This is a genomic window from Elusimicrobiota bacterium (assembly GCA_016706425.1).
In the GTDB taxonomy this organism is placed as follows: Bacteria; Elusimicrobiota; Elusimicrobia; order FEN-1173; family FEN-1173; genus JADJJR01.
This window is the reverse complement of record JADJJR010000001.1, coordinates 1558982-1584819: the sequence shown is the minus strand read 5'-3', so window position 1 is coordinate 1584819 and position 25838 is coordinate 1558982. Positions and strand designations below refer to the sequence as shown.

The following is a 25838-nucleotide window of genomic DNA, read 5'->3' as shown; positions in this document are numbered from 1 at the left end:
CACTGTTCATTCCAATCACGAGGCGATTTATGAAAAAAGGATTCGGCGCGGCGGGGACGTTGTTCGGGGCCCTCTACGGCGGGGCTTTGGCCTGGGCGCGGTGGGGCGACGGCGTGGCGCTGTTGCGTTTTTTCCTGGCCCACGGGTGGATGGTCGCCGCGGGAGCCGGCCTGCTCGCCGCGGTCGCGCGACGGTTCCTCGCGGGCGCGACCGCGCGGCCCGTGTCGTCGGTTCTGTTCGTCCTCCTGTTGAAGGCGCTGGTGTTCGATTCCCGTCTCTTCCCCGGGGGCGCCGCCCCCACGCTCCTTTTCGTCCTCACCTTCCTGTTCGTGGCGTCTCTTCTGGTCCTGTTTGCCCTGGATCCGTTATTGGCGCTGGTCAAGCACGGGGTGGAACGCGCCAAAACCACGGGGCGTTGGCGGCCGGTTCTGGGGTACGTTCTGGCCGCGACTCTCGGATTTTTGGCGTTTCGTTTTTTGTTCCCCCGCGCGGCCGCGCAGAACCGCGCCTGGATCGCCGGTCATTTTTATTGGCTGACCCTGCTCCTTCCCCTCGCCGCCGGACTTCTCCGTCGACGTTTTTTCGCCCGGCCGTTGCGCTATGTCGTCGGCCTGGCGCTTCTCGCGACGGGGTGGGTGCTCCTTCGCCCCTTCCTTGACGGCGCGCGCCACGGCGCGCTCTTTTTCTTTTTCACCGTTCCCTGGGTTCATGTTTATTGGGAAGAATTGATCGGGTTTTTCAAAGGCGGTTGGGAGGCCTGGAAAAGGGCCGAGGTCGAGGGCGGACGCGAACCCTGGGCCCGGGCCGCCCGCTGGACGGCCCTCGCGCGCGACCGGTTCGGGTCGGCGGCGAAGGCCCGCGAGGCCCTGGCGGGAACGGGCCGTGCGCTTGATCGTTGGGGCGGCGCTCTGTGGGCGCGGGGCGCCGGGGCCCTGGCGGGGCATCGAACGGGGGTTCGCCGCGCGCTGGTGACCCTCGGGGCCCTCGCGGTCCTGATCCCGGCGGGGCGTTTCCTTTACCGATGGACGCACGTGACCGTCGTCGAGTTCACGCCGAAAGGGCAGGTCGCCGACCGGGTCGCGATCCGCGTGGCTTTTTCCGGCGAGGTGAAACCCCGCCTGGGCGACGCCCGCCGCTTGGACTGCTTTAAGATCACCCCCCCGCTCGAAGGCTCGTACCGGCAGGATTCCCCCACCTCCGTCGTGTTCGTGCCCGCGGGGCCTCTCAAGCCCTCCACCCGTTACCGGGTCGAGTTCGATGGAACGGGCCTGGTGTCGACGGCGAAACGGGTCCAGGGGAGCGCGTCGACGGAATTCCACACAGAATTTTTCAACGTGACGGGCGCGCGGGTCTATTACAACGTCGACGCCATCACCGCCCAGGACATGGAGGTCGTCGGCGAGGTGACCTTCAACCACCCCGTGGCCCTGGACATCCTGCGGCGCGACGCCAAGGTGACCAAGGACGACCTCCCGTTGCCCGTTTTTTGGGAGCGGGCCCTCGAACCCACGCGCTTTTATTTCCGAAGCGAAGGCGTCAAACCCGCGGCGCGGCCGCAAAAAATCCGCCTTTTCCTGCCCGCCGGCCTGCCCTGCGTGGACGGCACCGAGCCCTTGGAAAAAGATTACGAAACCTTGATGGCCCTTCCCGAAAAACCCAAACCCCAGGTCACGGAAGTCCGCCTCTGGCACGAGCCCGGGAACACGCTGGTGAGCGTGCTTTTCAACACCCCGATCTCCAAAGAGCAGGTGGCCCGGCATTTGTTCGTCGACCCGCCCCTGCCCCTGGACATCCAGACCGAGTACGCCATGGCGCTCCTGCGGGGGCCCTTCAAGCCGAACGTCAACTACAGGGTGTATGTGTCCTCCGGCCTCGTGGCCAAGAGCGGCGAAAGGATGCCGTTGCCCCACACCGCCCAGGTCCGCATCGCGGACCTGCCGCCGTCCATCGCCTTCGCGCGGCGCGGCAACATTCTTTCCTTGTCCGGACCGCAAGTTTTGGCCGTCAAGACCGTCAACCTCGACACGGTGGGGGTGCGGATCTCCAAGATTTTCCGCAACAATCTGCTGCCGTTCTTGAACAACGAGTACGGCGCCCCCTTCGCCAAACAGGTGTACGACGGCGTTTACCGGGTGGAGAGCGGCGAGATCAACGAAGAGGTGAGCCAACGCATCGGCCTCGCGGCGTTCCAGAAAGAACCCTACAAAGGGTTGTTCCAGGTGGAGGTCTACGATCCCAAGGAGTATTACCGTCGGGAAACGGGCTGGTTCCTCTGCACCGACTTGGGGTTGGTGGCCAAACAGTCCGGCGACGACCTGTGGGTGTGGGCGGTGACGGTGAAAGACGTGCGCGCGGCCGAAGGCGTGAAAGTGGACCTGATGAGCGACACGAACCAAGCGATGGACAGCCAGGTCACGGACGCGGCGGGACGGGCCGTGTTCGAAAACTGGCGCAAGCACCCCTACAAGTTCAACCCCTATTTCCTCGTGGCGCGGCGCGAGGACGACTTTTCCTTCCTATTTTTCCAGCGGACCGAAAAGAACGCCTACCAGTTCCCCATCGGCGGCGACCCGTTCCAGCGGACGGGCCTGGAGGCCTTTTTGACGCCGGAACGCGGGGTTTACCGGCCCGGCGAGACGGCTTTCCTGACGACCGTGGTGCGCACGGCCGACCGGCAATTGCCGCCGGACGTGCCCGTGCAATTGGTCGTGACCGACCCGCGCGGAACGGAGTACGCGCGGACCGACGCCCGGCTCAACGCGAACGGCATGTACGTTTTCAACGTCGCGTTTCCCTTGGACGCCCTCACGGGCGCCTACGACGTCCGTTTGGAGCAGCCGGGTGTGCCGCGCCCCCTGGGATCGACGTCCCTTAAAGTGGAGGAATTCATTCCGGATAAATTGAAGGTCGCCGTGGCCCCCCCCGCCGAGGACGTGGCGCCGGGACAGCCGCTGACCTTCACCGTCCGCGCCCGGCAAATGTTCGGCCCCCCGGCGGTCAACCACCGGGTGGTGAGCACGGTGCGTTTTTATTCGCGGATCTTTTCCGCCCCGGCCTACCCGGATTACGTGTTCCAGGACGCGAACCGATCGTTTTCCGACGAATCCGTGGATCTGGGCGACGCCGCGACCGATGAAAAGGGCGAAAAGGTTTACGCGCTTCCCATTCCGGAAATGAAACCGCCCTCGGCCCTGCGGGCGTACATTTACAGCGAAGTTTTTGACTCGGGCGGTCGGCCCGTGAGCGCCGCGGGAACGGTGGATGTCCATGTGTACCCCCACTATCTGGGGCTCAAGCTGGACGCCGCGGGTCCCCGCCGCGTGGGGCAGGACGTGAAATTCAATCTGCTCGCGGTGGACCCGGCCGGGCGGCCGGTGACGGTCGAAAAAGCGCGCGTGGTCATTCGCCGGAAATCCTGGTACTCCATCTTCCGGGCCGGGTCCTGGGGACGGAACTATTACCAGTCCGCCAGCTACGAAGAGGTCGTTTTGAACGAGATGAAGGACCTGCCCGCGAAACCGACGGCTTCCGTCTTTAAGCCCACGCAGGAAGGCGAGTACACCGTCCTCCTCGTGGGCCCCAGCGGCGTGCGTTCCAGCGTGACGGTGAACATCTTGGGTTCCGGATCGGAACCCGCGAACCTCCAGACGCCCCAAAATCTCCAGATCGTTCTTGATAAAGAGGATTACAAAGTGGGCGAGGAGGTCACGGCGTTGGTGCGCGCGCCCTTCCCCGGCAAGCTGTTCCTCACGATTGAGCGGGAGCGGGTCTACGAAACCCGCGTGATCGAAATGACCGGCCGCGAAACGACGGTGCGCCTGCCCGTGAAGCCGGATTACATTCCCAACATGTACGTGGTGGGGCTCATCGTCCGGCCGCCGGACGACCGGCTCGACACCCTGCCCATGGAGTCCTTCGGCGTCGTGCCGCTCAGCGTCGAGACGAAGGCCCGGGCCATCCCCGTGGCCTGGGACACGCCGACGGTCGCCACCTCCGCCGACGGCATCGACGTGGCGCTTTCCGTTGACGGCGATCCCGCGCGCACGAACGTGGTCTTGGCGGCGGTCGACGAAGGGGTGTTGCAGGTGACCGGTTTCGAAACGCCGGACCCGCTCGCTTTCTTCTACCGCAAGAACGGGCTGACGACGCAAACGTACAGCCTGATGGACCTGTTGCTGCCCGACCTCGAGGCCCGCAAGCTCGCCCTGGGCGGCGGCGACGGCGGCGAGTTCACACGGCGGCACTTGAACCCGGTGCAGGCCAAGAAGAAGAAATCCATGGCGGTGGTGTCGGGCCTCCTGTCCCCCGACGCGGCCGGGCGCGTGCGCTGGCACGTGGACACGCCGGGCTTCAACGGCGAGGTGCGCGTCATGGCCCTGGTGGTGCGCGGCGACCGCTTCGGTTCCGCCGCCCGTTCGGTGGAAGTGGCCGACCCCATCGTTCTCCAGCCGTCTTTCCCGCGTTTCGCGGCCCCGGGCGACGAGTTCCAAGTCCCGGTGGACGTGTTCAACAAGACGGGCCGGGCCGGGACCTTCACCGTGACCCTCAAAACCGAAGGCCCCGTGGCGACGACCGCGTCCACGCAAAAGGTCGATCTTGCGAAGGACGGCCAGACGCGGATCGCCTTCCCCCTCCGGGCGGCGGCCGACGCCGGGGTCGCCAAAATCACGATCATCGCCCAGGGCAACGACAAGACCGCGCGCACCGTTGAGGAATTGAGCGTCCGGCCGGCGGCGTCCCTCCAGACCGTGATGAAGCAGGGCGCCCTCCAACCCGGGGCCTCGGTGGAGTTGGACGTGCCGGGGGGCTTTATCCCCTTCGGCCAGCGGCTGCGGCTCAACCTCTCCGCCAACCCGATGTTCCGTTACCTGGGGGCCTTGGATCAATTGATCGCCTACCCCTACGGTTGCGCCGAACAGACGACGAGCCAGGCCTTTCCGCTTTTGTACTTGAAAGACCTGGGCTTTTCCACCGGGCGTTTCGGGGAACGGGCCAACGCCATCGACACCCATGTGCAGGGCGCCGTGGACCGCTTGCAGAAATTGCAGTTGCCCAACGGTGAGTTTTCCTTTTGGCCGGGCGGACGCTCGGGCGGTCGCTGGCTCACCTACTACGTGTCGCATTTCCTGATTGAGGCCCAGAGCCAGGGGTACCGGGTGAACCCGGTCGTGATGTCCCGCCTGCGGACGCTGTTGACCAAGGGCGTGGTGGAAATCCCCTGGGAAGATATTCAAGAGATGGCCGAGGGGCGGGACGATCAGGTCGAGGGGGAGTACGAAGGCGACGGCGCGTACGAAAGCGAAGGCGAGGAGGCGCCGCCCGCCCCCTTGTCCGCCCCGTTGGCGGCCGATATGGCGGAGAGCCGTTTGGACCGCCGCGGCCGGGAAGACCAAAGCCGGTTGGCGTTGGACCCGTACTTGCTTTACCTGAAAGCGTTGCTGGGCCAGCCGGACCGTGAATCCATGACCGTCGTCGCGGGCCGCAAGCCCGACCAGATCAGCGAAACGGAGCGGACCCTGTTGTCCCTGGCGTACAGCCGCCTGGGCGACAAGGGTACGGCCTTGAAATTGCTGACGCCCGATTTCAAAAGCCGTTGGCTCTACCGACAGCAGTTCGGGGATTTCAACTCCCCCGCACGCAACACGGCGCTTTATCTCGCCGCCTTGGCCGAGGCCGATCCCGCCTCGCCGCGGGTGACGCAAATCGTCGATTACCTCGGGGGCCTTATGAAGAACGGCCATTTTGGATCGACGCAGGAGAACGCCTGGGCCCTGATGGCCCTGGGGCGGGCCTTCGCGGCGTCCAACGCCGCCGTGAAGGTGGCGGTGACCGCCAACGGCCAGCCTTACCGAACGCTGGAGGGGCGGGACCTCTCCGTGGCGGACGTCGGATTGACCGGCAAAAAATTGAAGCTGACGAACACGGGCGCGGCCACGGCCTATTATCACCTGATGGCGGAGGGCACGCCCTTGGCCAAGGCGACGAAACCCCGCGCGGCGGGCCTCTCGGTGACCCGCGTTTACCGCGACGTCCAGGGACGCGAGGTGAACCTGTCCAACGTGCCCCAGGGCGAGTTGGTGGTCGTGTCCCTGCTCGTGACGGCGGCGAAGGAAGCCCGCAACGTGGTCGTGGTGGACCTCCTGCCCGGCGGCTTTGAAATTGAAAACCCCCGCCTGCGGTCGCGCGGGGATTTGGGGTTCGATCCGCCCGGCGGATTTAACGCGGCCTACCAGGACATCCGCGACGACCGGATCCTGCTCTTCACCGAGGGGTTCACGGGCGAACGCGCCTTTTCCTACGCCGTGCGCGCCGTGACGCCGGGCCGCTACGTCGTGCCCAACCCCTTCGCCGAGGCCATGTACGACCCGGACGTCCGCGGCGAAGGATCGGAAGACAAGCCCCTTGTGGTGGCCGACGTCAAACCGTAACCGCCGTCGTTGGGCCTGGGCGGCGGCGCCGCTGCTCGCCGGGAGTCTGTGGGCGTTGTTCTGGACCCTCGCGAACGTCGTTTTCCCCCTGCCCCGGGAGTTCCTGGAGACGGATTACTCCACGCTCCACCTGGACCGCGACGGCGGCCTCGCGCGGCTGGACCTTTCCCCCGGCGAAAAATACCGTCTGCGCCTTCGCCTGTCCGACATGTCCCCCTTTCTCGTGCGGGGCTTCCTCCTCTACGAAGACCGGCATTTTTACCGCCACCCCGGCGTCAACCCCGTGGCCCTGGGGCGCGCCGCCCTGTCGAACCTCCGTCGCGGGCGCGTCCTGATGGGCGGATCGACGATTTCCATGCAGGTCGCCAAGCTGATGGAGCCCAAGCGGCGCACCCTGGGCGGCAAATGCGTGGAAATCTTTCGGGCTTTTCAATTGGAGCGCGCCTTCGGCAAGGACGAACTTCTCGAGGTTTACCTGAACAGCGTCCCCCTGGGCGGGAACATCGAAGGGGTCGGCGCGGCGGCCTACCTCTATTTCGGCAAACCCCCGGCGGCCCTGAGCCCGGCCGAGAGCGCGCTGTTGGTGGGCCTGCCCAAGTCCCCCGCGTTGTTCCGCCCGGACCGGCGGCCCGAGGCGGCGCGCGCCCAGCGCGAGAAAGTGCTGGCGCGCGTGGGCGAACGGCTGGGCCTCTCGGCCGCGGACCGCGCCGCCGCGCTCACCGCGCCGCTTCCGACGAAGCGCTTTCCCAACCCGCGCCGTTTGCCCCATCTGGTGGAGCGCGCCCGCCGGGAAACGACCGCGGGGGTCCGCCGTTACACCGTGGACCCCCAACTCCAGGCGTTCTGCGAAGACCGCCTGGCCCGGGCCGCGCGCCGCCTGCGGCGGCACGGCGTTCACAACGGCGCGGTGATCGTGGTGGAGAACGCCACCCGCCGCGTGCTGGCCTATGTCGGGTCCCCGGATTTCGAGGACGCCGGGCACGGCGGGCAGGTGAACGGCGCGGCGATCCCGCGATCCCCGGGTTCGTTGTTGAAGCCCTTCCTTTACGCCCGCGCGGTGGAGGAGGGGCTGATCACCCCCCGGCGGCTGGTTCACGACGTGGAACGCCAGTACGACGGCTACGAGCCGGCCAATTTCGAACGGCGCGCCTGGGGGCCGATCCCCGCCGAGGAGGCACTGGCCCTGTCCCTCAACACCCCCGCCGTGGATATGGAGTGGCGCTTGGGGGCGCGGGGGCTCGCCGGGTTTTTGGAAGAGACCCGCCTTTTCGGCGCGCGGTTGCGCCGGGCGGACCCGGGCCTGTCGGTGGTCCTGGGCGCGTTTCCCGTGAGCCTGGAGGAAGCCGTCTCCCTCTACGCCGCCCTGGCGGACGGCGGCCGGCTGCGGCCCCTGCAATTTTTCGCGGGCGCGACCGACCCGGTGGGGCGGCCGGTTCTCTCCCCCGAGGCGGCGCACATCACGGCCTCCATGTTGTCGACCCTCCTTCGGCCCGATTTGCCCCAATCCTGGGAGTTCACGGCCAACCGCGGCCGGTTCGCCTACAAAACCGGCACGTCCTTCGGACTGCGCGACGCCTGGAGCGTGGGTTTCACACCGGAGGTGACCGTGGGCGTGTGGTTCGGAAACGTCGACGCGCGGGGCTCGAGCCAATTGGTCGGGTCCAAGGCCGCGGCGCCCCTTTTGACCGAAATCCTGAACGAGTGGACGCGCCACCGCGACGTGTGGTTCGCGCGACCCGCCGGCGTCGCCGCGCGGAAAGTTTGCGCCGAAAGCGGCGAGCCGTGGGGGCCGGGGTGCGGGAATTCCCGCGAGGACGTTTACATTCCGGGCCGGAGCGACCCGTCCCCCTGCGGGCTCCACCGGGTGGTGACGGTGGAGAAACGCACGGGCCGCGAAGTGTGCCGGGTATGCATGACGGGACGGCGTTCGGATTACGCCGAGCGGGTCGTGCGTTATTGGCCGCCGGAAGTGGCGGCGTTCTTGCGCGGGCAGGGCCGGTCGGGGTCGGCGCCGCCGCGGCACAACCCGCGCTGTTCCGCCGTGGACGACGCGGCGGAGCTGAAAATCCAAAGCCCGCGCGCGGGCGGCGGTTACCGCGTGACGGAGGCGCTCTCGTCCGCGCGGCAAAAGATTTCCCTGAAGGCGGTGTCCCGCCGGGACGAGCCGGTGTACTGGTACCTCGACGGCTTTTTGTTGGGCCGCGCCCGGCCCGATGAGCCGCTCGCCATCGACCCCCGGCCGGGCCGACACCGCGTCGTCGTGACGGATTCGCGCGGACGGCTGGACCAGGTGGAATTCGTGGTGCGGCCGTGAAGCGGTGGTTGTTTCTTTTGGCGTTCGCCGCCGGGGCGCTTCGCGCCGAAGTGCGCGTCCTTTTGTTTCAAAAAGAATTGCCGAACGCGGTGGAGATCACCGCCCCGCTGGTCTTGGAAATCGACGGCAAAGAGGGGCGCCGCGCCCAGCGACTGTCCTTGCAAAGCACGGCGGCGGGCGTGTCCTGGACCGACGGGACCGCGCGCGGCGTCGCGGCGAAGCTGGTGTTGCGGCCGGTGGGGAGCGCCCTTCGCCTGCGCACGCCCCGGGGGTTCGAGGCCGACTACGAAGGCCGCGTGACCGTGGATCGCGCGGCGGGGCGTCTGCGCGTGGTCAACACCCTCGGGGAGGAGCCGCTCTTGTTTTCCGTCACCGCCCAGGAAGTCCCGAGCGACTGGCCCACGGAGGCGATCAAAGCCCAGTTGGTGGTCGGGCGGACGTTCGTCGCGCGGAACCGGGGCCGCCATTGGCGCGATGAGGCCGACTACTGCGATTTGGCCCACTGCCAAGTGTACCGGGGACGGGGCGTGCGCGGGAACGTCGAGCGGGCCGCGCCGGAGACGGCGGGCCTCGTGCTCACGGGCGGCGGTCGCCCGGCGGAGGTGTTTTTTCACGCGGACTGCGGCGGCCACACCGCCTGGGCCGAGGACGTGTGGCCCCGGGGCGGGGCGGGCCAGAGCGGCGTGCGGGACGACAACGGCGGGCGGGATTTCTGCGAGGCGTCCCCCCACCACCGGTGGCGGACGGAGATCCGCGCGGACGAATTGGCGCGCCTGCTTGACGGAAAAGGCGCCAAGGACCGGGGCTTGAGCGTCGCCGCCCGGGACCGCTCGAGCCGCGTGAAGCAATTGCGCTGGGGAAGCCGCGTTTTAAGCGGGGAGGCTCTTTATTTGCGCTGGGGCCGCCGGCGTGGGTGGCACGAACTCAAGAGCACGCGGTTCAATATGCGGCGGTGGGGCGATCGTTACGTTTTCGCGGGGCGCGGCCTGGGCCACGGGGTGGGCCTGTGTCAGCACGGCGCGGCCGGGCGCGCCCGGGCGGGGTTCGGGTTCCGGGAAATTCTCGGGGCCTATTTCCCCGGTCTGACGCTGGAAACGTTGGCGCTCCCCCCCGATCCGGCGAGCGGGTCGAACCGGTAGACGTCGCGCAACAGGGCGTGGAGGCGCGGGAACCGCCGCGCCCATCGCCGCGGCGCCGTAAAAAAATCTTCCGTCGCCACCGCGAAGAACTCCGCCGGGTCCTCGGCGGCGTAGGGGTCGAGGCCGGGCCGCCCGCCCCGCGCGACCGACGCGCGGAACGCGCGGTAGGCCCGCCGCCAGGCCCGCTGCCAGGGCGTGAGGTCCGCCGCCGTGCGGTCCAGCAGATGCTCCGTCAGTCCGAAATGGAAATCCACCTGGTGCGCCGTTTCGTGCAGCACCAGCCGCCCCTCGTCCGCGACCGCGTCGCTCCAGGAAAGCACGATCACGTCCCGCGTTGCCTCGCCCGCGCGTTCTTCCGCCTCTTCCCCCACGACGCCCGCGCCGAGGTGCCGCGCGCCCCGCGCGCGGTAACCGGCGGGGTAGACCAGGGTCGTTCGCCAGCCGGGCAACCCGTCCATGTCGCGGCCCAACAGCAAGAGGGCCGCGTGGCCGGCGATGGTCCAGCGCGCCCGCTCCGTCACGCGAAACCCGCCGCAACCTTGGACGTGCTTTTCCCGTCGCAGGCGGGCGGCGGCGCGCTCCAAGGCTTCCCGTCCCGCCGCGTCGAGGCGGCGGTAGGGGGCCACGTGGGCGCGCAACAACGCGCGGGCGCGCGCGGGAATCGGTTCGGGCGCGCGCGCCTTTCGGAACGGGAACGCGAAAGTCACGCGTCCCGCGCGGGGGCGGGCGGTGTCGGCACGTGGCTATTATACGATGTCGTCGCTGGCTTGTCTTTTATAGTGTACAAATGTATAGTTAAAGAATGAGCCGCCTTCCCGCGCCGATCCGATGGATTTCCGAGCGGCTGGAGGCCCCGGGCGGTCTGCACGCGCTCACCGGGCCCCGGGGCGTCTGCACCTGGGCGCTGGAGGCCATCGCCCCGTGGCTGGCGGACGCCGCGACCGTTTACTGGATCGACGCGGCCAACACTTTCGACGCGCCGGCCCTGGCCAAGGCGGCCCAGCGGCAACGCCTGGACCCCCGCGCCGTTCTCCCCAAAATTCAGATCGCCCGAACTTTCAACGCGTTTCAATTGACCTCGCTCGTGGTCGGCCGGTTGCCGGGGATGCCCGCCGGGCCGGCCGTGCTGGCCGACCCCCTGGCCCCTTTTTACGATGACGATTTGCCGCTGGAGGACGCGCGGCGCGCCTTCACGCGCTGGCGCGACGCCCTGGCGGCGACGGCGCGGCCGGTCCTAGCGCTGTTGGTCGAGCGCCGGGCCCCGCCGGGGCGCGGGGATTTCGCGCCGCGCCTGCTGGCCGGGGCGCGGAGCGTCGCGCGGGCGTCGGCGGGGAGCCACTGATGGGCCGCACGTTGCCGACCATCGTCCAAACGCTCCACGCGGAGGAGGACCTGTGGCGGGATTTCCGCCGCGCCCTGCGCAAGGAAGACCGCGCCGCCTGGGACCGTCTGTGGCGCTACGCCCGGCGGCACGCGGCGCCTCTGTCCATGGCGAGCCGGCCGGTGCCCATGGAGGGCATTTTTATGGCGATGCTGTTGGGCGTGGCCGCGCGGGTCGCGGACGGGGAGGCCCCCGGTGACGCGGCGCGGGTGGATCTTTGACGTTTATCCCGTCGAGGACGGGATGCGCCTGTGGGCGATCATGGCCGACGGCGCGCGCGCGTGTTTCTTCGACCCCTGGCGCGCCCCCTTCGCGGTGGACGCGGCCGATTGGCCGCGGGCGCAAAAAGCGCTGGCGGGGTTTCCGGCGCCGCTGGACGCCGCGCCCGGCGAAGGCAGCGATCTTTATTCCGAGCGGGTCCGCCCGGTCGTGGTCGCGCGGGTTTCCCCCCCGCGTCACGCCGCCGTTGTTCACCGGCTGAAGCGCGCGGGGCTCACGCTTTACAACGCCGATTTCCCTCCCGAACAGCACCACCACTATGAGCGGGGCCATTTCCCCCTGGCCTTCGGCGATTTCGACGTCGACGGCGACCGACTCCGCGGTTTTCGCCTCCGGGACGACCCCTGGGCGCGCGATTACGCGCTGCCGCCGCTGCGCTTCGTTCACCTGGCCTTGGCCGGGTCGGAGTTCGCCGGCGCGATCAACCCCGCCCACGCCGCGCGGGGCGGGCTGGTGCTGCGGCACGAGGGGCTGACCCACGCCCTGGAGGGCGACCCCGCCGAACAACTGGAGAGCCTTGATCGCCGCCTCCGCGAATGGGACCCGGACGTGCTGACCACCGATTGGGGCGACGATTATTTGATCCCCCGTCTCCTGGCGTGGGCCCGCCGCGCGGGGCGGCCGCTGCGCCTGTCGCGGGACCCGGACCGCAACGCCCTGGGGCGCGGCGGACGCAGTTACGTCGCCTACGGGCAGACCGTGTTCCGCGCCGGGGCGCAACGCCTGTTCGGCCGCTGGCACCTGGATTTGAAGAACAGTTTTTTTTTCAAAGAGTCGGGTTTCGCCGGCCTCTTTGAAATCGCCCGCATCGCCAAAATCCCCGTTCAGCGGACGGCGCGCGTGAGCATCGGCACCGCGCTCTCCTCGATGCAATTGGACGTCGCGCTCCGGCGGGGGCTCCTGGTGCCCCTCGACAAGGCCCAGACGGAGGACTTCCGCCCGGCGTCGGATCTGGTGCGGGCCGACAAGGGCGGGCTGGTGTACGAGCCGGACGTGGGTTGGTTCGAGGGGGTCGCGGAGTACGATTTCGTGTCCATGTACCCCACGCTCATGGTGCGCCGCAACATTTCCCCCGAGACGGTCAACTGTTCCTGTTGCGACCCGGCCGACGCGGACGTCGTGCCGGAGATCGGCCACCGCCTGTGCCGCCGCCGGCGCGGGCTGGTCCCCGAGGTGCTCGCGCCGATTCTTGAGAAACGCGCCGCCTACAAGCGTCTCGCCAAAACGGACCACCCCCGGGCCGCCCTCTACAAGGCCCGCGCCGACGCGCACAAATGGACCCTCGTGACCTGTTTCGGCTACCTCGGTTACAAGAACGCCCGCTTCGGCAAGATCGAAGCCCACGAGTCCGTGACGGCCTGGGGGCGCGAGTCGCTCCTGCGCGCGAAAGATTTCGTGGAGGCGCGGGGGTTCCGCGTGCTGCACGCCAACGTCGACTGCGTGTGGGTCCGCGGGCCCGCGGAACTCGATCGCGAAACGGTGCGGCGCGACCTGGAGTCCTTTGTCGGCGCCCCGGTGGGCCTTGAGGGCGTCTACAAGTGGTTGCGGTTCTGTCCGTCCAAGACGGACCCGCTGTCGGGTGTTCCGAACCGCTATTTCGGGGCTTTTGCCGATGGGACGCTGAAGGTCCGGGGTCTGGCGTTGCGGCGGCGGGACACGCCGGCGATATTCAAAGCCATGCAAAACGAGATGCTGGCGGCGCTGGCCGAGGCCGACGATTTGGCGGGTTGCCGCGCCCGGGCGGGGCGCCTGACCGCGATTGCCGAGGCCGTGCGCGAACGCCTCGCCGCGGGCCGCGCGTCGGCCGACGAGTTGGCGGTGACGTTTTCCCTCTCGCGGGACCCCGCCGATTACCGGGGCGCCGGTCCGTCGGCGGTGGCCGCGCGCCGCCTGGCGGCGTCGGGCGTGCGCCTGCGGCCGGGCGAGACCGTGCGTTACTTGATCGCCGCCGCCGGCGACAAGATCGCCGAGGCCCGGGCCACGCCCCTGGCCTTCGTCGCCGACGAGGCGGCGGAATGGGACGTCAAGAAATATTTGGAATTGTGGAGGCGCTGCCGGGACGAAATTCTAAACGGGTTAGAAAGCCCAGAAACCCAGGCCGAAGAACTGCGTGAAATAACGGGCGGCGCCGTCGACGGCGTAGTTGAAGGCCACGTGGTGCTCGCCGAGGAAACGAAACCGGAACAGGCGCAGTTGAAAGCCCCCCGTGCCGTGCAACCGCCCCGGCACGCCCGCGAAGCGGCTCGCCTCAAAGTACGTGCCCGCGCGCAGGCGCAGGCGGCGGGGCCGGAACTCCCATTCGGCCCCGGCCCGGGGGTTTAACGTGACGCGCCGGCCCGTGGGCTGGCGCTTTTGTTCGAGGAAAGATTCGATGCCCACGGTGTCCCGGGTTTTCCCCGTCACGTCGATCTGCGCGGTGAGGAGCAGGGGGCGGTTTTCCCAATAGGGCCCGTTTCGCCGCGTGTGGGACACGCCCAGGGCGGCGGTGACGGGAATCGTGATTTCCCGCGGGACGACGAGCCCTTCCACCACGACGGTGCTCGTGGCGTCGGCGGGAAAGCGGCCGTCGTCCTTGACCGAGCCGGCGTAGGAGAACCCCACGCGCCAGGGGCCACGCCGGGGGTTCCAAAGGACGCCCGCCGTGGCCGCCGAGCCGGACAACCGCAAAAAGCGCGATCCCCCGCCCCGCGGGCGCGCCTCGAGGCTGAAGGGGCGGATCCCCAGTCCGTAGAAAAATTCCTGGCTCCGGGTGCGCCAAGCGAAATCGATGGCGGAGACGTTGAAGTGGAAGCGCTGAAGCCCGCCGGGGGTTTCGACGTCGTATTGCTGGGCCACGGTGAAAAAACCGAAGCCGAACCCCTTGTGGCGGAGCAGGCCGCCGACGTTGAGGACGGCGTTGCGTTTTTGAACGTCGGAGAGGCTGCCGTTGTTGTCGATGTCGTCGCCGTCGACGAGGAAGGACCCGAGCGTGGCGTCGTAGCCCCAGCGGCCGGTTTGGCGGGGGCGGCGGTAGGCGGCGCCGGCCGGGTTTTCCCAAAGGCTTTCGACCCCTTCGGCCACGGCCACGTAGGCGCCGCCCAGCGCGACCTTGCGGGCCGAGCCGACGGTGACCGTCGGCAAGATGGCCAGGCGGTAGTCGTTGTCCGAGATCGGCGGTCCGTCGATGGCGGCGTGGAGCGTCGCCGCTCCCAGGGCGCCGAGCGCGAGGGCGAGCATAAGGCCACACAAAAGGGGCTTGCAAATCATGTGTTCTTTTGTATAGTGGTTGATATGGAACCTTTAACCGAACGTCAAAACCAAATCTATCAGTTCGTCCAGCAACAAATCCAGTCCCGGGGCTTTCCCCCCACCGTGCGCGAGATCGCCCGTCATTTCCGCGTGTTCCCCAAGGCGGTGCAGGACCACCTGGCCGCCCTGGAGCGAAAAGGCGTGTTGCGGCGGGTGCAGGAGCGCGCGCGGGGCCTGGTGCTCGAAGCCCGGGGGTTGGTCACGGCCAGCCTGAGGCTGCCCATTTTGGGACGCGTGCCCGCGGGCGTGCCGCTCGAGGCCATCGCCGACGTTGAGGACTACCTCGCGGTGGACGAAGCCATGGCCAAACGCGCCAATTTCGTCCTGCGGGTCAAAGGCGACAGCATGGCGCCGATGCTCTTGGACAGCGACATGGTGCTGGTGCAACACACGCCGGTGGCCGACAACGGCGACATCGTGGTCGCCACCGTGGACGACGGCGAATCCACCGTCAAACGCCTCCGGCGCGGCGGGCGCGAATACTTTTTGGAACCCATCAACCCCGCCTACCCGATCCTGCGCGGGAACATCGCGGTGGTCGGAAAAGTCACCAGCCTGATTCGAACTTTTTTCTAATTTTCAAAGGCCCCGCGCCCAGTCGCGCAGGGCGTGAAAAGTGCTGCGGAAGGCGAGCTGTTCCCAGGGGATGTCCCGGGGGGCGAAGGCGCGGACCTCCAGCGATTCCACCCCCGGCCGGGGCGCCCGCCCCTCCACCCGGGCCCGGTGGACAATGGTCACGACCGCGGCGTCCTCGTAGGAGTAAACGCGGGGCGCGTCGAAAAGCCGCACGCGGCAGCAAATTTCCTCGCGGGTCTCCCTTCGGGCGGCCTCTTCCACGGTTTCCGCCAGCTCCATGAACCCGGCCGGGAAGGTCCACAGGCCCCGCGCCGGTTCGATGGCGCGGCGCAGCAGGAAAATTTTTCCCTTCCGTTCGGGCAGGGTGGCCGCCACGATCTTGGGGTTTTGGTAAGAGACGCGATCGCAACGCTCGCAAACGTAGCGCCGCCGCCCTTCCGCCCGCACCGGTTTCCAAAACAACTTTCCCCCGCAACGCCGGCAGTGGCGGATGTCGTCCGCCCAGGCGCGCCACCAGGTTTTGGGCAGCCCCCCCACCGTGAAAGACTCTTCGATTTTCTTTTCCAACCGCGGGGGCAAAATGTCAACGAAGCTCAATGTGGAACCGCCTTTCCGCCGTGAGCGGGATTTTAAAAAGATCCGGCCGGCCGCGACCGGCCAGGGACTCCAACGGTCGTTTGAGGATTTCGCCCAGGGCGGCGTCGAACCGGGCGCGCAGGGTTTTGAGATCCACCCCCCCGTGGAAATCGCCGTAGGGCGAAAGGAGCTCGTGGGCCGATCCGTGCAGGAGTTTGGCCCCCCGCATGTTGCCGAGGGTCATGTGGTGGAGCGCCGTGGTCACCTGGATGAGGCCCTGGTAAAACCCCCGCTCCGCCTCCGGGGCTTCGTTCCAAATTTCTTCCCAGGCGTCGTGGGCCTCGAAATAGTCGCCGCGGTTGAAGCGCGCGACGGCTTCGCGGTGGCGCGGGTCCACTACACGTTCCCCGCCGAGGGGCAGAGGGCCCGCAACGGGCAGTCCCCGCAGCGGGGCCGCCGGGCGAGGCAGAGCGCTCGCCCGTGCGTGATGAGGGCGTGCGAAAACCAGATCCAGTCCGCCGTCGGGATTTTCTTTGTCAAATCTTTTTCGATTTTGACGGGGTCGGTGTGTCGGGTCAGCCCCAGGCGGCGTGACAACCGTCCCACGTGGGTGTCGACCACCACGCCGGAGGCGATGCCGTAAGCGTTCCCCAGGACCACGTTGGCCGTCTTGCGGGCGACGCCCCGCAGCGCCAGCAGGGCCTCCAGGGTGCGGGGCACTTCCCCACGGTGGTCCGTCGCAAGGCGCTGGGCCGTGACCGAAAGGGATTTGGCTTTTTGTCGGAAAAACCCCGTGGAGCGGATGAGCTCCTCCAGGTCATTCAGCGGCGCTCTCGCCATTTTTGCGGGGGTTGGGTATCGGCGGAAGAGGGCGGGAGTCACCTTGTTCACGCGCTCGTCCGTGCATTGGGCCGAGAGGATCGTGGCGACGAGCAGTTCGAAGGCGTTCCGGTGTCGGAGGGCGCAGTCCGCCCCGTCGTAGAGGCGGTGCAGCGCGGCCAGCAGGCGGGGAACGTCGGGGGCCATGGACGGCATTTTACCGCTTTCCGCCGGACGGCGGAACGGTTAAAATGGCCCCATGAAAATCTACACCAAGGTGGGCGACGGCGGCAACACGTTTTTGCTCGATGGGGTCCGGGTCCGGAAAAACCATCCCCGGGTCAAGGCCTACGGGGACGTGGACGAACTGAACGGCGTGTTGGGTTTGACCGCGGCCTTGGGGACCGACGCGACTCTGCGCGCGATCCTGTTGGACGTCCAGCGGGAACTGTTCGTTTTGGGCGCGGACCTCTCGGCGCCGCGCCGGGGCGGTCACGCCCCCCGAAACGTGCCGCGGATCACCGCCGACAACATCGCCCGGCTCGAACGGGAAATCGACCGCCTTTCCGAAGACCTCCCCCCCCTGCGTCATTTTATCCTGCCGGGCGGATCGCCCGCGGGGGCGTCCCTTCACGTGGCGCGCACCGTGGCCCGACGGGCGGAACGGTCGCTCACCCCCCTTTTGCAAAGCGACCCCACCCTGCGGGAGGCCCAGATCTACATCAACCGCCTGTCGGATTACCTGTTTGTGTTGGCGCGGTGGGTCAACCGCCGCGCGCGACGCGCGGAACGGGAATGGAAAGGGCCGGAATAAAGAGAGTCAGCCTTTTTTTTCGATGGTGCGGGCGATGGATTTGGAGAGCTTGAGAATGGCGGAACGGTCGGGCGCTTCGGCGGTGTTGTTGAGGTAGGACTCCAAGTCCGCCAGGGCGCTCTTGAACTGTTTCATGTTGAAGCGGACGAGCCCGCGGTCGCGGACGATGGCCCAATCGTCGGGCGTCAACAGGACCAATTTGTCGATCACCGCGTGGGCCTTGGCGTGGGAGCGCGATTCCACGTAGATGTTTTTGAGGTTGTTCAAAAGGCGCACCAGGACCGACTGGGGCGACACCGGCTCCAGGTGTTCCGGCCGCAGGGCCATCCGCCCCCCGAAAATCTTCGCCACACGCCCGGCGCAATCTTTCTCCGTCAACACCGCGCCCTCGTGGAACGGGTCCACGAACACCGTGCGGGCCGGCGTTTTCACGCCCACGATGAAATGCCCCGGCAGGCCCACCCCCGCCACCGGCAGGTCCGCGCGCCGGGCCACTTCCAAATAAACCAGCGACAGCGAAATCGGGATGCCCAGGCGGCGGTCCATCACCTCGTTGACGAAACTGTTGCGGGGGTCGTAGTAATCCTTGATGTTGCCGCGGAGGCGCTCCTCGTCGAAAAGGACATGGTTCAAGGCCGCCACGGTGGCGAGGGGATCGCCCCGGCCGCCGCCCAGGGTTTCCACGACGCGGTAAGCCCATTTGTCCAGGCGGTCGAGGTAAGGCCGGGGGTCGAGGAGCGGGTATTCCTCCGCGGCGACAAGCAGGGCCGCCCGGGCCAAATCAAGCCGGTCCGCGTTGAGGCGGATGAGGCGCGCGAATTCTTGGCGGGAGCCGGCGGGGTTCACGCGAAGAGGGCCTCCAAATCCTTCACCCGCACGGCCGTGAGCACGGGCACCACTTTGTCGGCGGCCGACAACTCCTCGGCGGCGTAGGTGGTCGTCACGGCCACGCACTTCATGCCGGCGGCGCGCGCCGACAACAGGCCGTGTTTGGAATCTTCCACCACCAGGCATTCCCCGGGCTGAATGCGCCGGTCGGGGTGTTTGGCGTTGAGCCCCGCGAGCGCTTTGAGATAGGCGTCGGGAGCGGGTTTGCCGTTCACGACGTCCTCCGCGGCGACGACCACGTCGAAAAAGGAGTCGATGCCGGCGGCCCCGATCATGAGCTTGACCTCGTCGCGCAGGGCGCCCGAGGCCATGGCCAACGGGTATTTTTGGGAGACCGCCATGACGAACTCCACCACGCCCGGCAGGATCACCAGGCTCTGGGCGGCGGTCTTTTTGTAAAGGTCGGTTTTGCGGGCGATGAGGCGGTGCATTTCCGAGTCGGTCAGCGGTTTGTTGTGGGCGGCGAAGAGGGCGCGGTAACAGCCCTTGTCGTCCATGGCGAGGTAGTGGTCCACGTATTCTTTTTGGGTGAGCGGCACGCCCACTTCGGCCAACACTTTTTGAAACAGGGAAAAATGCAGGTGTTCCGAATCGGCGATGACGCCGTCGCAGTCGAAGATAATCGCTTTAAGCACGGGCGGCTTCCGGGGTGTGTTGGACGGTGCGGAGCAACTCTTCCGCCGCCCGGTGACCGCTGCGACAGGCGGCTTCGATGGTCGGCGGCAGGCCGACGTCGGTCCAGTCCCCCGCCAAAACCAAGTTGGTCAGCGGTGTGGCGATGGGCGGCCGCGCGGCCCAAAAGGCCGGCGTGGGCGACGGTGTGGCGCGACGCTCCCAAAGCACGGTGGCGTGTCGCGGGTCTTCGGTGAAACGGGGGAAGGCGCGCCGCAGGTCGGCCAGGGCCAGGGCGATCAACTCCTCGTTGGGGCGTTGTTCGTGCGCTCGCGCCGCGCTAAGAACGGCGCTGATTTGTCCCCGGCCGGCCGGTCCCCACAGGGCCTCGCGGTTAAAAAGCCATTGGAGGTCCATGTCCAAAAGCGCCACGAAGGGGGCTTCGAAGGGCGACCGGGAGAACCAGAGGTTGATGGCCAAAATGGGCGAGGCTTCGGCCTGGGCCAAAAGGGGGTGTCGGTTTTTGAGGGAGTCCGGCAACAGGTCCCAGCTTTCCCGGACCGGGGTGGCCAGGACCACGGCGTCGACCCGCACGGGCGGTTCGCCTTCCACGTCGACGGCCGTGACACGATCGCCTTCGATGTGCAAGCGCGTGGCTTTTAGACGGGCGGCCACGCGGCCCCCCCGGCGTTTCAAATACTCCGCCAGTTCCACCGTCCACAATCGCCCCAAAGGCAGGGTGCTGTGGCCCAAGCCGCTGGCGCTTCCGGAGGCGAGAAAGCCTTCCTTGAGGGCCGCGGCGAAGGCGGCGGCGGAGGCCCGGTCGGGGCGTTCGTTGAGCGCGGCGTAGCACAAGGGATCCCAAAAAGCGCGGCGGGCCCCCGGCGTTTGGTGGAGTGCCGACAGCCAACGGGAAACGGTTTGACTCGAGGCGGCCTCCCCCCGGGGCGGACGGGCCCGCAACAGGCCCCAGAGGAGGGAAAGCTTGTCTATTAAACGCAGTTCGCGGAAAAGGAACACACCCAAGAGAAGGCCCAGGCGGCCGGGCAAAAGGCGCGGCGCGAGCCGCGAACGACGGCCGGCGCGGTTGATGAACGTCACGGCGATGTTTTTTTCGAACCGCAGGCGGTCCAGGACCCCCAAGCGTTTCAAAAACGCCTGCGTGTCGCGGTAGGCCCCGAGAAAGAGGTGTTGGCCGTTGTCGACGTCCTGTTTGGTTACCCCGTCTTTGAACGAGGTGGCGCGACCGCCGAGAATGGGCCGCTCCTCGAGGAGCGTCACCGCGAGACCGCCTTCCGCCAGGCGGGCCGCCGCGGCCGCGCCGGCGAAGCCCCCCCCGATCACGAGGACCTGGGGACGTTCGGTTCCGATGTCTTCAATTTCCGTTGGCATGGTCGATGAAAAAACACCCTCCCCCGGGTCACACCGGGGGAGGGTGGGTTTGAATTTTCGCTCTCCTTACTTCAAGGCTTCCGCGACGCGGCCGACCATGGCGGCGCCGGGGTTCTTGAGCGTTTTCCCGCCCTTGGACCAGTTCGCCGGGCAGACTTCGTTGGGGTTCTTGGCGAGGTGGGCGTTGGCCTGGGTTTTGCGGAGGAGTTCCGCCGCGCTGCGGCCGACGTTGTAAAAGTTTACCTCGCTCGACGCCAACTTACCGTCGGGATTGATGATGAAGGTGCCGCGCAGGGCGAGGCCCGAGGCTTCGTCGTACACGCCGAAGAGGCGGGAGACCTTGCCGGTGGTGTCCGCGCCCATGGGGTATTTCACGTCTTTCAGGAGTTTCTCCTCGCGCTGCCAGGCGAGGTGCACGAACTTGGTGTCGGTGGACACCGAGATCACTTCCGCCCCGGCGGCCTGCAATTCGGCGTACTGGTCGGCCACGTCGGCCAATTCGGTCGGGCAGACGAAGGTGTAGTCGGCGGGGTAGAACACCAAGACGGTCCACTTGCCTTGTTTTTTCAGATCCGCCAAGGCCATTTTCCCGAACTCGTTTTTCTTGGGATCGAAAATCTCCAACTCGAAATCCGGAACCGTTTGACCCACTCGAACGACGTCGCTCATGTGTATTCTCCTCTTGTCGGTGCGTTAGGCGCGGCGCTGAACTTCGTCGCGCAAAAAGGGGATGGCTTCGGCCAGGGGCCGGGGGCCGAGGTCCTTGCCGTCGCGGGTGCGCAGGGACACGGCGCGCGTTTCGGCCTCGCGGCCGCCGACGACGAGCATGTAAGGGATTTTTTGAACCGTGGCTTCGCGGATCTTGGCGCCGATTTTGTCGGCCGCGTCGTTGACCGTCGCGCGCAGACCGGCCTTTTTTAATTCGGCCAAGACCTCGTCGGCGTAGCCCTGGAACTTTTCGGAGATGGGCAGCACCGTCGCTTGCACGGGGGCGAGCCACAGCGGGAAGGCCCCGGCGTAATGCTCGATCAGGACCCCGAAAAAACGCTCCAGGGAGCCCAACAGCGCCCGGTGGATCATGAAGACCTGGGTTTCCCCGCCTTTTTCATCGCGGTAGGTGATGTTGAACCGCTGCGGGTTGTTGAAATCGACTTGGACGGTGGAGCATTGCCACTGGCGGCCAAGAGAATCCTTGATCTTTAAATCGATTTTGGGGCCGTAGAACACCCCTTCGCCCGGGTCGATGGTGTAAGCGAGCCCCACGGTCTCGAGCGCCTTGCGCAGGGCCCCCTCGGCCTGGGCCCAGCCTTCGAGGGTGCCGGAGTATTTTTCGGGCCGGGTGGACAATTTGATGTCGTAATCCTTAAAGCCGAACATCGCCAGGATGTCGGTGATGATTTTAAGGATTTCGACCACTTCCCCCTCCACCTGGTCGGGGCGGCAAAAGATGTGCGCGTCGTCTTGCGTGAACCCGCGCACGCGCATGAGGCCGTGCAGAACGCCACTGCGTTCGAACCGGTAGACGGTGCCGAATTCGGCGTAGCGGAGCGGCAGTTCCCGGTAGGAGTGGAGGGTGGATTTGTAAATCAGGATGTGGCCCGGGCAGTTCATGGGTTTGAGGAGGAACTCCTGGTTCTCCAAATCCATGGCGGGGTACATGTTGTCCCGGTAATAATCCAGATGGCCCGAGGTTTTCCAAAGGGTCGATCGCGCCACGTGCGGGGTGCAAACGAAGTCGTAGCCGTGGGCGGTGAGGTAGTCCTTGAGCGTGTCTTCGATGATGCGTCGGGTGGCGGTGCCCTTGGGGAGCCAGTAAATCAAACCGGACCCGCCTTCGTCGTGTTCGATGGAGAAGAGACCGAGGCGGGGGCCCAATTCCCGGTGGTCCCGTTTTTTGGCTTCTTCGAGACGAGTGAGGTAATCCTTCAATTCCTGTTCGGACGGCCAGGCGGTGCCGTAGATGCGCTGGAGACGTTCGCGTTTTTCATCCCCCCGCCAGTAGGCGCCGGCGATTTTGGTCAGTTTGAAGTGGCGGATGTCCCGGGTGGTGTCGACGTGGTGCCCGCGGCAAAGATCGACGAAAGCGTCGTGGGAACAATGGGTGACGGTGGGTTCTTTGAGGTCGTCGATGATTTCGACTTTGTATTTCTCCCCCCGCTTTTCCCAGAAGGCCCGGGATTCGCCGGCGTTGTGGGTGCTCATGGCGAACGGGTGGTTGCCCTCGACAATGGCGCGCATGCGTTTTTCGATTTTTTCGAGGTCCTCGGGGGTGAAGCGGTGTTCCGAGTCGAAATCGTAATAGAACCCGTCGTCCACCGGCGGGCCGATGGTCAATTTGGTGCCGGGAAACAAGTCCTGGACCGCCTGGGCCATGACGTGGGTCGTGGAATGGCGGAGCTTGTAAAGGTAATCTTCCCGATTGAGCGTGCCGGTCGTTTGTTGGGACATGGGTGCCGTTTTCCTGAAAATTGAAAAAGAGATTGCGCCTTTAAGGCGGTTTACAGGACTTCGCCCCCCGCGGACGCGGGGAGGAAACCCCCTGATGGACGCGGCCGACACGGTCGGCCGGACCGCCCGAACCGCCCGAACCTCGCCCCACACCGCCGGAGGTCCGATGCCAGGGACCCATCCGATTTACAAATTCCCCTTCAGGGAATTTGGGTCCAGGACTTCGCTCCCCCGCGACGCCGGGAGGAATCCCCCCTGATGGATGCGGCCGACACGGTCGGCCGTACCGCCCGAACCTCGGCGCAAACCGCCGGAGGTCCGATGCCAGGGACCCTTCAGATTTACAAATTCCCCTTCAGGGAATTTGTAAATCTGCTCGGTACAGGACTCGAACCTGTGACCCCCTCCATGTCAAGGAGGTACTCTAACCAACTGAGCTAACCGAGCGTAAAGAGTAAAGAGAACGAAATCAACGAACGCGGCCGTGCCGGGCGGTGATGCGGGCTTCAATGCCGCCCCGTGAAGCGAACCGGCCTTCCACCTCCGTCCAAACGGGCCGGGCGTCTTTGACCACGGACGCCAAAACCCGGTTCACCACATTCTCCGTGAAGATGCCCAGATTCCGAAACGCGTTCAAATAGAGTTTCAAGGACTTCGTCTCAAGGCACCAACGGTTCGGTTGGTATCGAATCGTGATGGTACCGAAATCGGGTAAACCCGTTTTCGGGCACACGGAGGTGAATTCCGGGAAGGCCAGCGCGATGCTGTAGCCGGGGTACTGATTTTCAAACACATCGATCGTCGGCAAGGCGGCGTCGACGCCGGACCGGGCGTGGGTTTGCGTGTACGCGCGCGGTCGTTGAATCTTTTTTTTCACCGTGTGTCCCTGCGAATTGGAGGTGCGGGCCGGATTTGAACCGGCGAATAGAAGTTTTGCAGACTTCCCCCTTAGGCCACTTGGGTACCGCACCAGGGAAGCCTAACCCAGAAACGTATTTTAGGAGATTTGAGCGACCCTGACAAGATTGGATTATGGTTTCTTTTGTTTGATGCGCAGCAGGGTGATGTCGAGGGCGAGGTTTAAAAACCGGTAATCCTTCCCCAATTCGTCCCAGGGCACCATTTGAAGGGAGACCCGGTTCTTGTCCAGAGCCTCCTGCAGTTGGTTGAAAAAGACGGTTTCTTGAATGGCGCTTTCCGGTGGTGGGCCGAGAACGATGGCGATGGACACCTGGGCCTCGGTGCATTTGGAAAGGAAGTCGTCGTAGTTCAAGGAGGCGTCCAGGGGGTAAGGCGACTCCACGGCGGAATGAAGGGTGAATTTGAGTTTGTGTTTCTTAATTATTTCCTCAAATTTTTTGCGCATGCGGTCGAGTTCTTTTTCCTGGCTTTGGGGAAAGAAAAAGGCGACGGGGATGGCCGCCGCGTTTGGCGACAGCGCGCCCGGGACGGAAACGCCGGGGCCCATCGGCGGGGGGGCCGCGCCCGGCGGTGAGGGCGGTTTGACGGGCGGCATGGGCTGTCGCGGGGCCATGGGGGGGGGGCCCCCGCTCAGGCCGCCGGGGCGCAGTGAAGGCACAGCGGACGGCATCGGGCCCGACGATCCGGGCAAGGGCGTGGGCTTGCCCGGCATCATCGTTGGAAGAGTCGGTTTGGGTGTCGGACCGCTTTCCACGCGCGGCGGTTGTGCCGGTCTTACAATGGGCGCCGGGGTGAACGGCGCCCTGGCCGGATGGACAATCTTGGGCGTTTGGGGGGGCGGGGCTTCTTCCCCGAGACCATCGGGCAATTCCGGAATGGCCATGGGTTCCGCCGGCACCTCCGGGGGCGGGGGCGCTTTGATCTCCAGGGGCGGCGGAGGCGGGGGGCCCCCCCCCGGGGGGGGGGGGCCCCCCCCCCCCCCCGGGGGGGGGGGGGGTGGAACGCGGACCTGTTCCGCGGGGGGCGGGGAGGCGGGGTTCTTTTCCTCCGTGGCCTCTTCAATGTCCTGCGAAAACGAGGCGGGGGGCGGCGACGCGATCTCGGCCGGGGCCGGTGTTTTTCCCCCTTCGTCGGTCCAATCCTCCGGAGGCAACAGTTCCTTGAGGATTTCCTGGACCAGAGGCAAGGTGATTTCCTGGGCGTTCAATTGGGTGTAGGCCTGTATGCGCCGAAGAAAACCCTCCAATTCGCGCACGTTCGATTTGAGGCGGGTGGCGATGTACAAAATGATTTCGTCCGGAAGGTGAAGACCTTTCAGATGAAGCTCTTTTTTCCGCAGAATGGCCATGCGGGTTTCCAAATTGGTGGGTTTCACGTCCGCGATAAGACCCCATTCAAAACGGCTGCGCAGGCGGTCCTCCAGCGTGGTGAGCATTTTGGGAGGGCGGTCCGACGTCATGATGATCTGTTTGCCGCTGGCGTGCAGATCGTTGAAGGTGTGAAAGAACTCCTCCTGGGTGGCCTCGGAAGTGGCCAGGAATTGGATGTCGTCCACCAACAGCAGATCGAGGGCGCGGTAGCGTTCGCGCAGGGTTTGAAGTTTCCCCGCCTGAAGGAGTTCGATGACTTCGGTCATGAATTGTTGGGCGGTGACGTAGAGAACGCGGGTGTTGGGGGCCCGCTGGAGGACGCGGTGGCCCACCGCTTGCATCAGGTGGGTTTTGCCGATTCCGACGGGGCCGTAGATGAACAGGGGGTTGTAGGCCTTTCCGAGGTTTTCCGAGACGGCCAGGGCCGCCGCGTGCGGGAAACGGTTGTGGGCGCCGACGACGAATTCCTCGAACAGGTACGCCGGCACCAAACGGGCGTCGCCCGCCCCGGCCGCCGGCGCGGCTTCATCGGCGGAGCTCATCGGGTTCGTGGACGTGGGCTTGGGTTCGACCAAGGGATCCCTCCCCGCTCG

At 66.3% G+C, this 25838-nt stretch carries 19 protein-coding genes and 2 tRNA genes; 8 read left to right on the top strand and 13 right to left on the bottom strand.

The genetic code is table 11. From position 1 onward, the window contains the following. Positions 1 to 29: 29 nt before the first annotated feature. From IPI56_06525 to IPI56_06515, 3 genes are read left to right on the top strand one after another with little or no spacing between them, the layout of a single operon-like run. Positions 30 to 6428, top strand: coding sequence for an alpha-2-macroglobulin family protein (locus IPI56_06525; GenBank protein MBK7545382.1), 6399 nt, complete (start codon positions 30 to 32; stop codon positions 6426 to 6428). Beyond that, entirely contained in the window at positions 6403 to 8742 is a 2340-nt protein-coding gene (gene pbpC, locus IPI56_06520; GenBank protein ID MBK7545381.1) for a penicillin-binding protein 1C, read from the top strand. The genes IPI56_06525 and pbpC overlap by 26 nt, the downstream gene beginning before the upstream one ends. Continuing rightward, a complete protein-coding gene (locus IPI56_06515; protein MBK7545380.1) occupies positions 8739 to 9881 on the top strand; it encodes a SpoIID/LytB domain-containing protein in 1143 nt (380 codons plus the stop codon). Before pbpC ends, IPI56_06515 begins: the two co-directional genes overlap by 4 nt. Here IPI56_06515 and IPI56_06510 read toward each other — a convergent pair. Further along, on the bottom strand, positions 9812 to 10588 hold the full coding sequence (locus IPI56_06510; protein MBK7545379.1) for a zinc-dependent peptidase: 777 nt from the start codon (positions 10586 to 10588) through the stop codon (positions 9812 to 9814). The two genes, IPI56_06515 and IPI56_06510, sit on opposite strands and share 70 nt — an antisense overlap. A gap of 95 nt (positions 10589 to 10683) precedes the next feature. Between IPI56_06510 and IPI56_06505 the strand changes: the two genes are divergently transcribed. The 4 genes from IPI56_06505 (at position 10684) to lexA (ending at position 15405) form a co-directional block, all read left to right on the top strand. Then, positions 10684 to 11223: a hypothetical protein gene (locus tag IPI56_06505; GenBank protein ID MBK7545378.1), complete on the top strand. Its 540-nt coding sequence runs from the start codon at positions 10684 to 10686 to the stop codon at positions 11221 to 11223. Then, a complete protein-coding gene (locus IPI56_06500) occupies positions 11223 to 11483 on the top strand; it encodes a hypothetical protein (GenBank protein MBK7545377.1) in 261 nt (86 codons plus the stop codon). Before IPI56_06505 ends, IPI56_06500 begins: the two co-directional genes overlap by 1 nt. Next, positions 11458 to 13863 (top strand): hypothetical protein, encoded by a 2406-nt coding sequence (locus IPI56_06495; GenBank protein MBK7545376.1) that lies wholly within the window; start codon positions 11458 to 11460, stop codon positions 13861 to 13863. Before IPI56_06500 ends, IPI56_06495 begins: the two co-directional genes overlap by 26 nt. Before the next feature lie 948 nt (positions 13864 to 14811). Then, the gene (gene lexA / locus IPI56_06490; GenBank protein MBK7545375.1) at positions 14812 to 15405 is read left to right on the top strand and encodes a repressor LexA; all 594 of its coding nucleotides are present in this window, start codon (positions 14812 to 14814) and stop codon (positions 15403 to 15405) included. Between the two features lie 3 nt (positions 15406 to 15408). On the opposite strand, the gene IPI56_06485 is transcribed toward lexA, so the two are convergent. The 3 genes from IPI56_06485 to nth are packed head-to-tail and all read right to left on the bottom strand — an operon-like array spanning position 15409 to position 17016. Then, complete coding sequence (locus IPI56_06485; GenBank protein ID MBK7545374.1) at positions 15409 to 15933, bottom strand: NUDIX hydrolase; 525 nt, start codon at positions 15931 to 15933, stop codon at positions 15409 to 15411. A gap of 55 nt (positions 15934 to 15988) precedes the next feature. Then, positions 15989 to 16378: a DUF309 domain-containing protein gene (locus IPI56_06480; GenBank protein ID MBK7545373.1), complete on the bottom strand. Its 390-nt coding sequence runs from the start codon at positions 16376 to 16378 to the stop codon at positions 15989 to 15991. Continuing rightward, a complete protein-coding gene (gene nth, locus IPI56_06475) occupies positions 16378 to 17016 on the bottom strand; it encodes an endonuclease III (protein ID MBK7545372.1) in 639 nt (212 codons plus the stop codon). Before nth ends, IPI56_06480 begins: the two co-directional genes overlap by 1 nt. A 43-nt stretch (positions 17017 to 17059) precedes the next feature. On the opposite strand from nth, the gene IPI56_06470 reads away from it, so the two are divergent. After that, the gene (locus IPI56_06470; GenBank protein ID MBK7545371.1) at positions 17060 to 17614 is read left to right on the top strand and encodes a cob(I)yrinic acid a,c-diamide adenosyltransferase; all 555 of its coding nucleotides are present in this window, start codon (positions 17060 to 17062) and stop codon (positions 17612 to 17614) included. 6 nt (positions 17615 to 17620) lie between these two features. Here IPI56_06470 and IPI56_06465 read toward each other — a convergent pair whose 3' ends face one another. The 9 genes from IPI56_06465 to dnaA form a co-directional block, all read right to left on the bottom strand. After that, entirely contained in the window at positions 17621 to 18460 is an 840-nt protein-coding gene (locus IPI56_06465) for a transglutaminase family protein (protein ID MBK7545370.1), read from the bottom strand. Further along, positions 18457 to 19137 carry an HAD family phosphatase gene (locus IPI56_06460; GenBank protein MBK7545369.1) on the bottom strand — a complete coding sequence of 227 codons (681 nt, stop codon included), beginning with the start codon at positions 19135 to 19137 and terminating at the stop codon, positions 18457 to 18459. Before IPI56_06460 ends, IPI56_06465 begins: the two co-directional genes overlap by 4 nt. Continuing rightward, positions 19130 to 20506, bottom strand: a complete 1377-nt coding sequence (locus tag IPI56_06455; protein ID MBK7545368.1) for an FAD-dependent oxidoreductase — start codon at positions 20504 to 20506, stop codon at positions 19130 to 19132. The genes IPI56_06460 and IPI56_06455 overlap by 8 nt, the downstream gene beginning before the upstream one ends. Before the next feature lie 66 nt (positions 20507 to 20572). After that, positions 20573 to 21175 (bottom strand): peroxiredoxin, encoded by a 603-nt coding sequence (locus tag IPI56_06450; protein ID MBK7545367.1) that lies wholly within the window; start codon positions 21173 to 21175, stop codon positions 20573 to 20575. Between the two features lie 24 nt (positions 21176 to 21199). Beyond that, the gene (locus IPI56_06445) at positions 21200 to 22954 is read right to left on the bottom strand and encodes a threonine--tRNA ligase (GenBank protein MBK7545366.1); all 1755 of its coding nucleotides are present in this window, start codon (positions 22952 to 22954) and stop codon (positions 21200 to 21202) included. Between the two features lie 373 nt (positions 22955 to 23327). Next, positions 23328 to 23401 (bottom strand) — tRNA-Val (locus IPI56_06440). Between the two features lie 22 nt (positions 23402 to 23423). After that, on the bottom strand, positions 23424 to 23819 hold the full coding sequence (queF, locus tag IPI56_06435) for an NADPH-dependent 7-cyano-7-deazaguanine reductase QueF (GenBank protein MBK7545365.1): 396 nt from the start codon (positions 23817 to 23819) through the stop codon (positions 23424 to 23426). 29 nt (positions 23820 to 23848) lie between these two features. Continuing rightward, a tRNA-Cys gene (locus IPI56_06430) sits at positions 23849 to 23925 on the bottom strand. 59 nt (positions 23926 to 23984) lie between these two features. Beyond that, positions 23985 to 25820 carry a chromosomal replication initiator protein DnaA gene (gene dnaA / locus IPI56_06425; GenBank protein ID MBK7545364.1) on the bottom strand — a complete coding sequence of 612 codons (1836 nt, stop codon included), beginning with the start codon at positions 25818 to 25820 and terminating at the stop codon, positions 23985 to 23987. Positions 25821 to 25838: the final 18 nt, after the last annotated feature.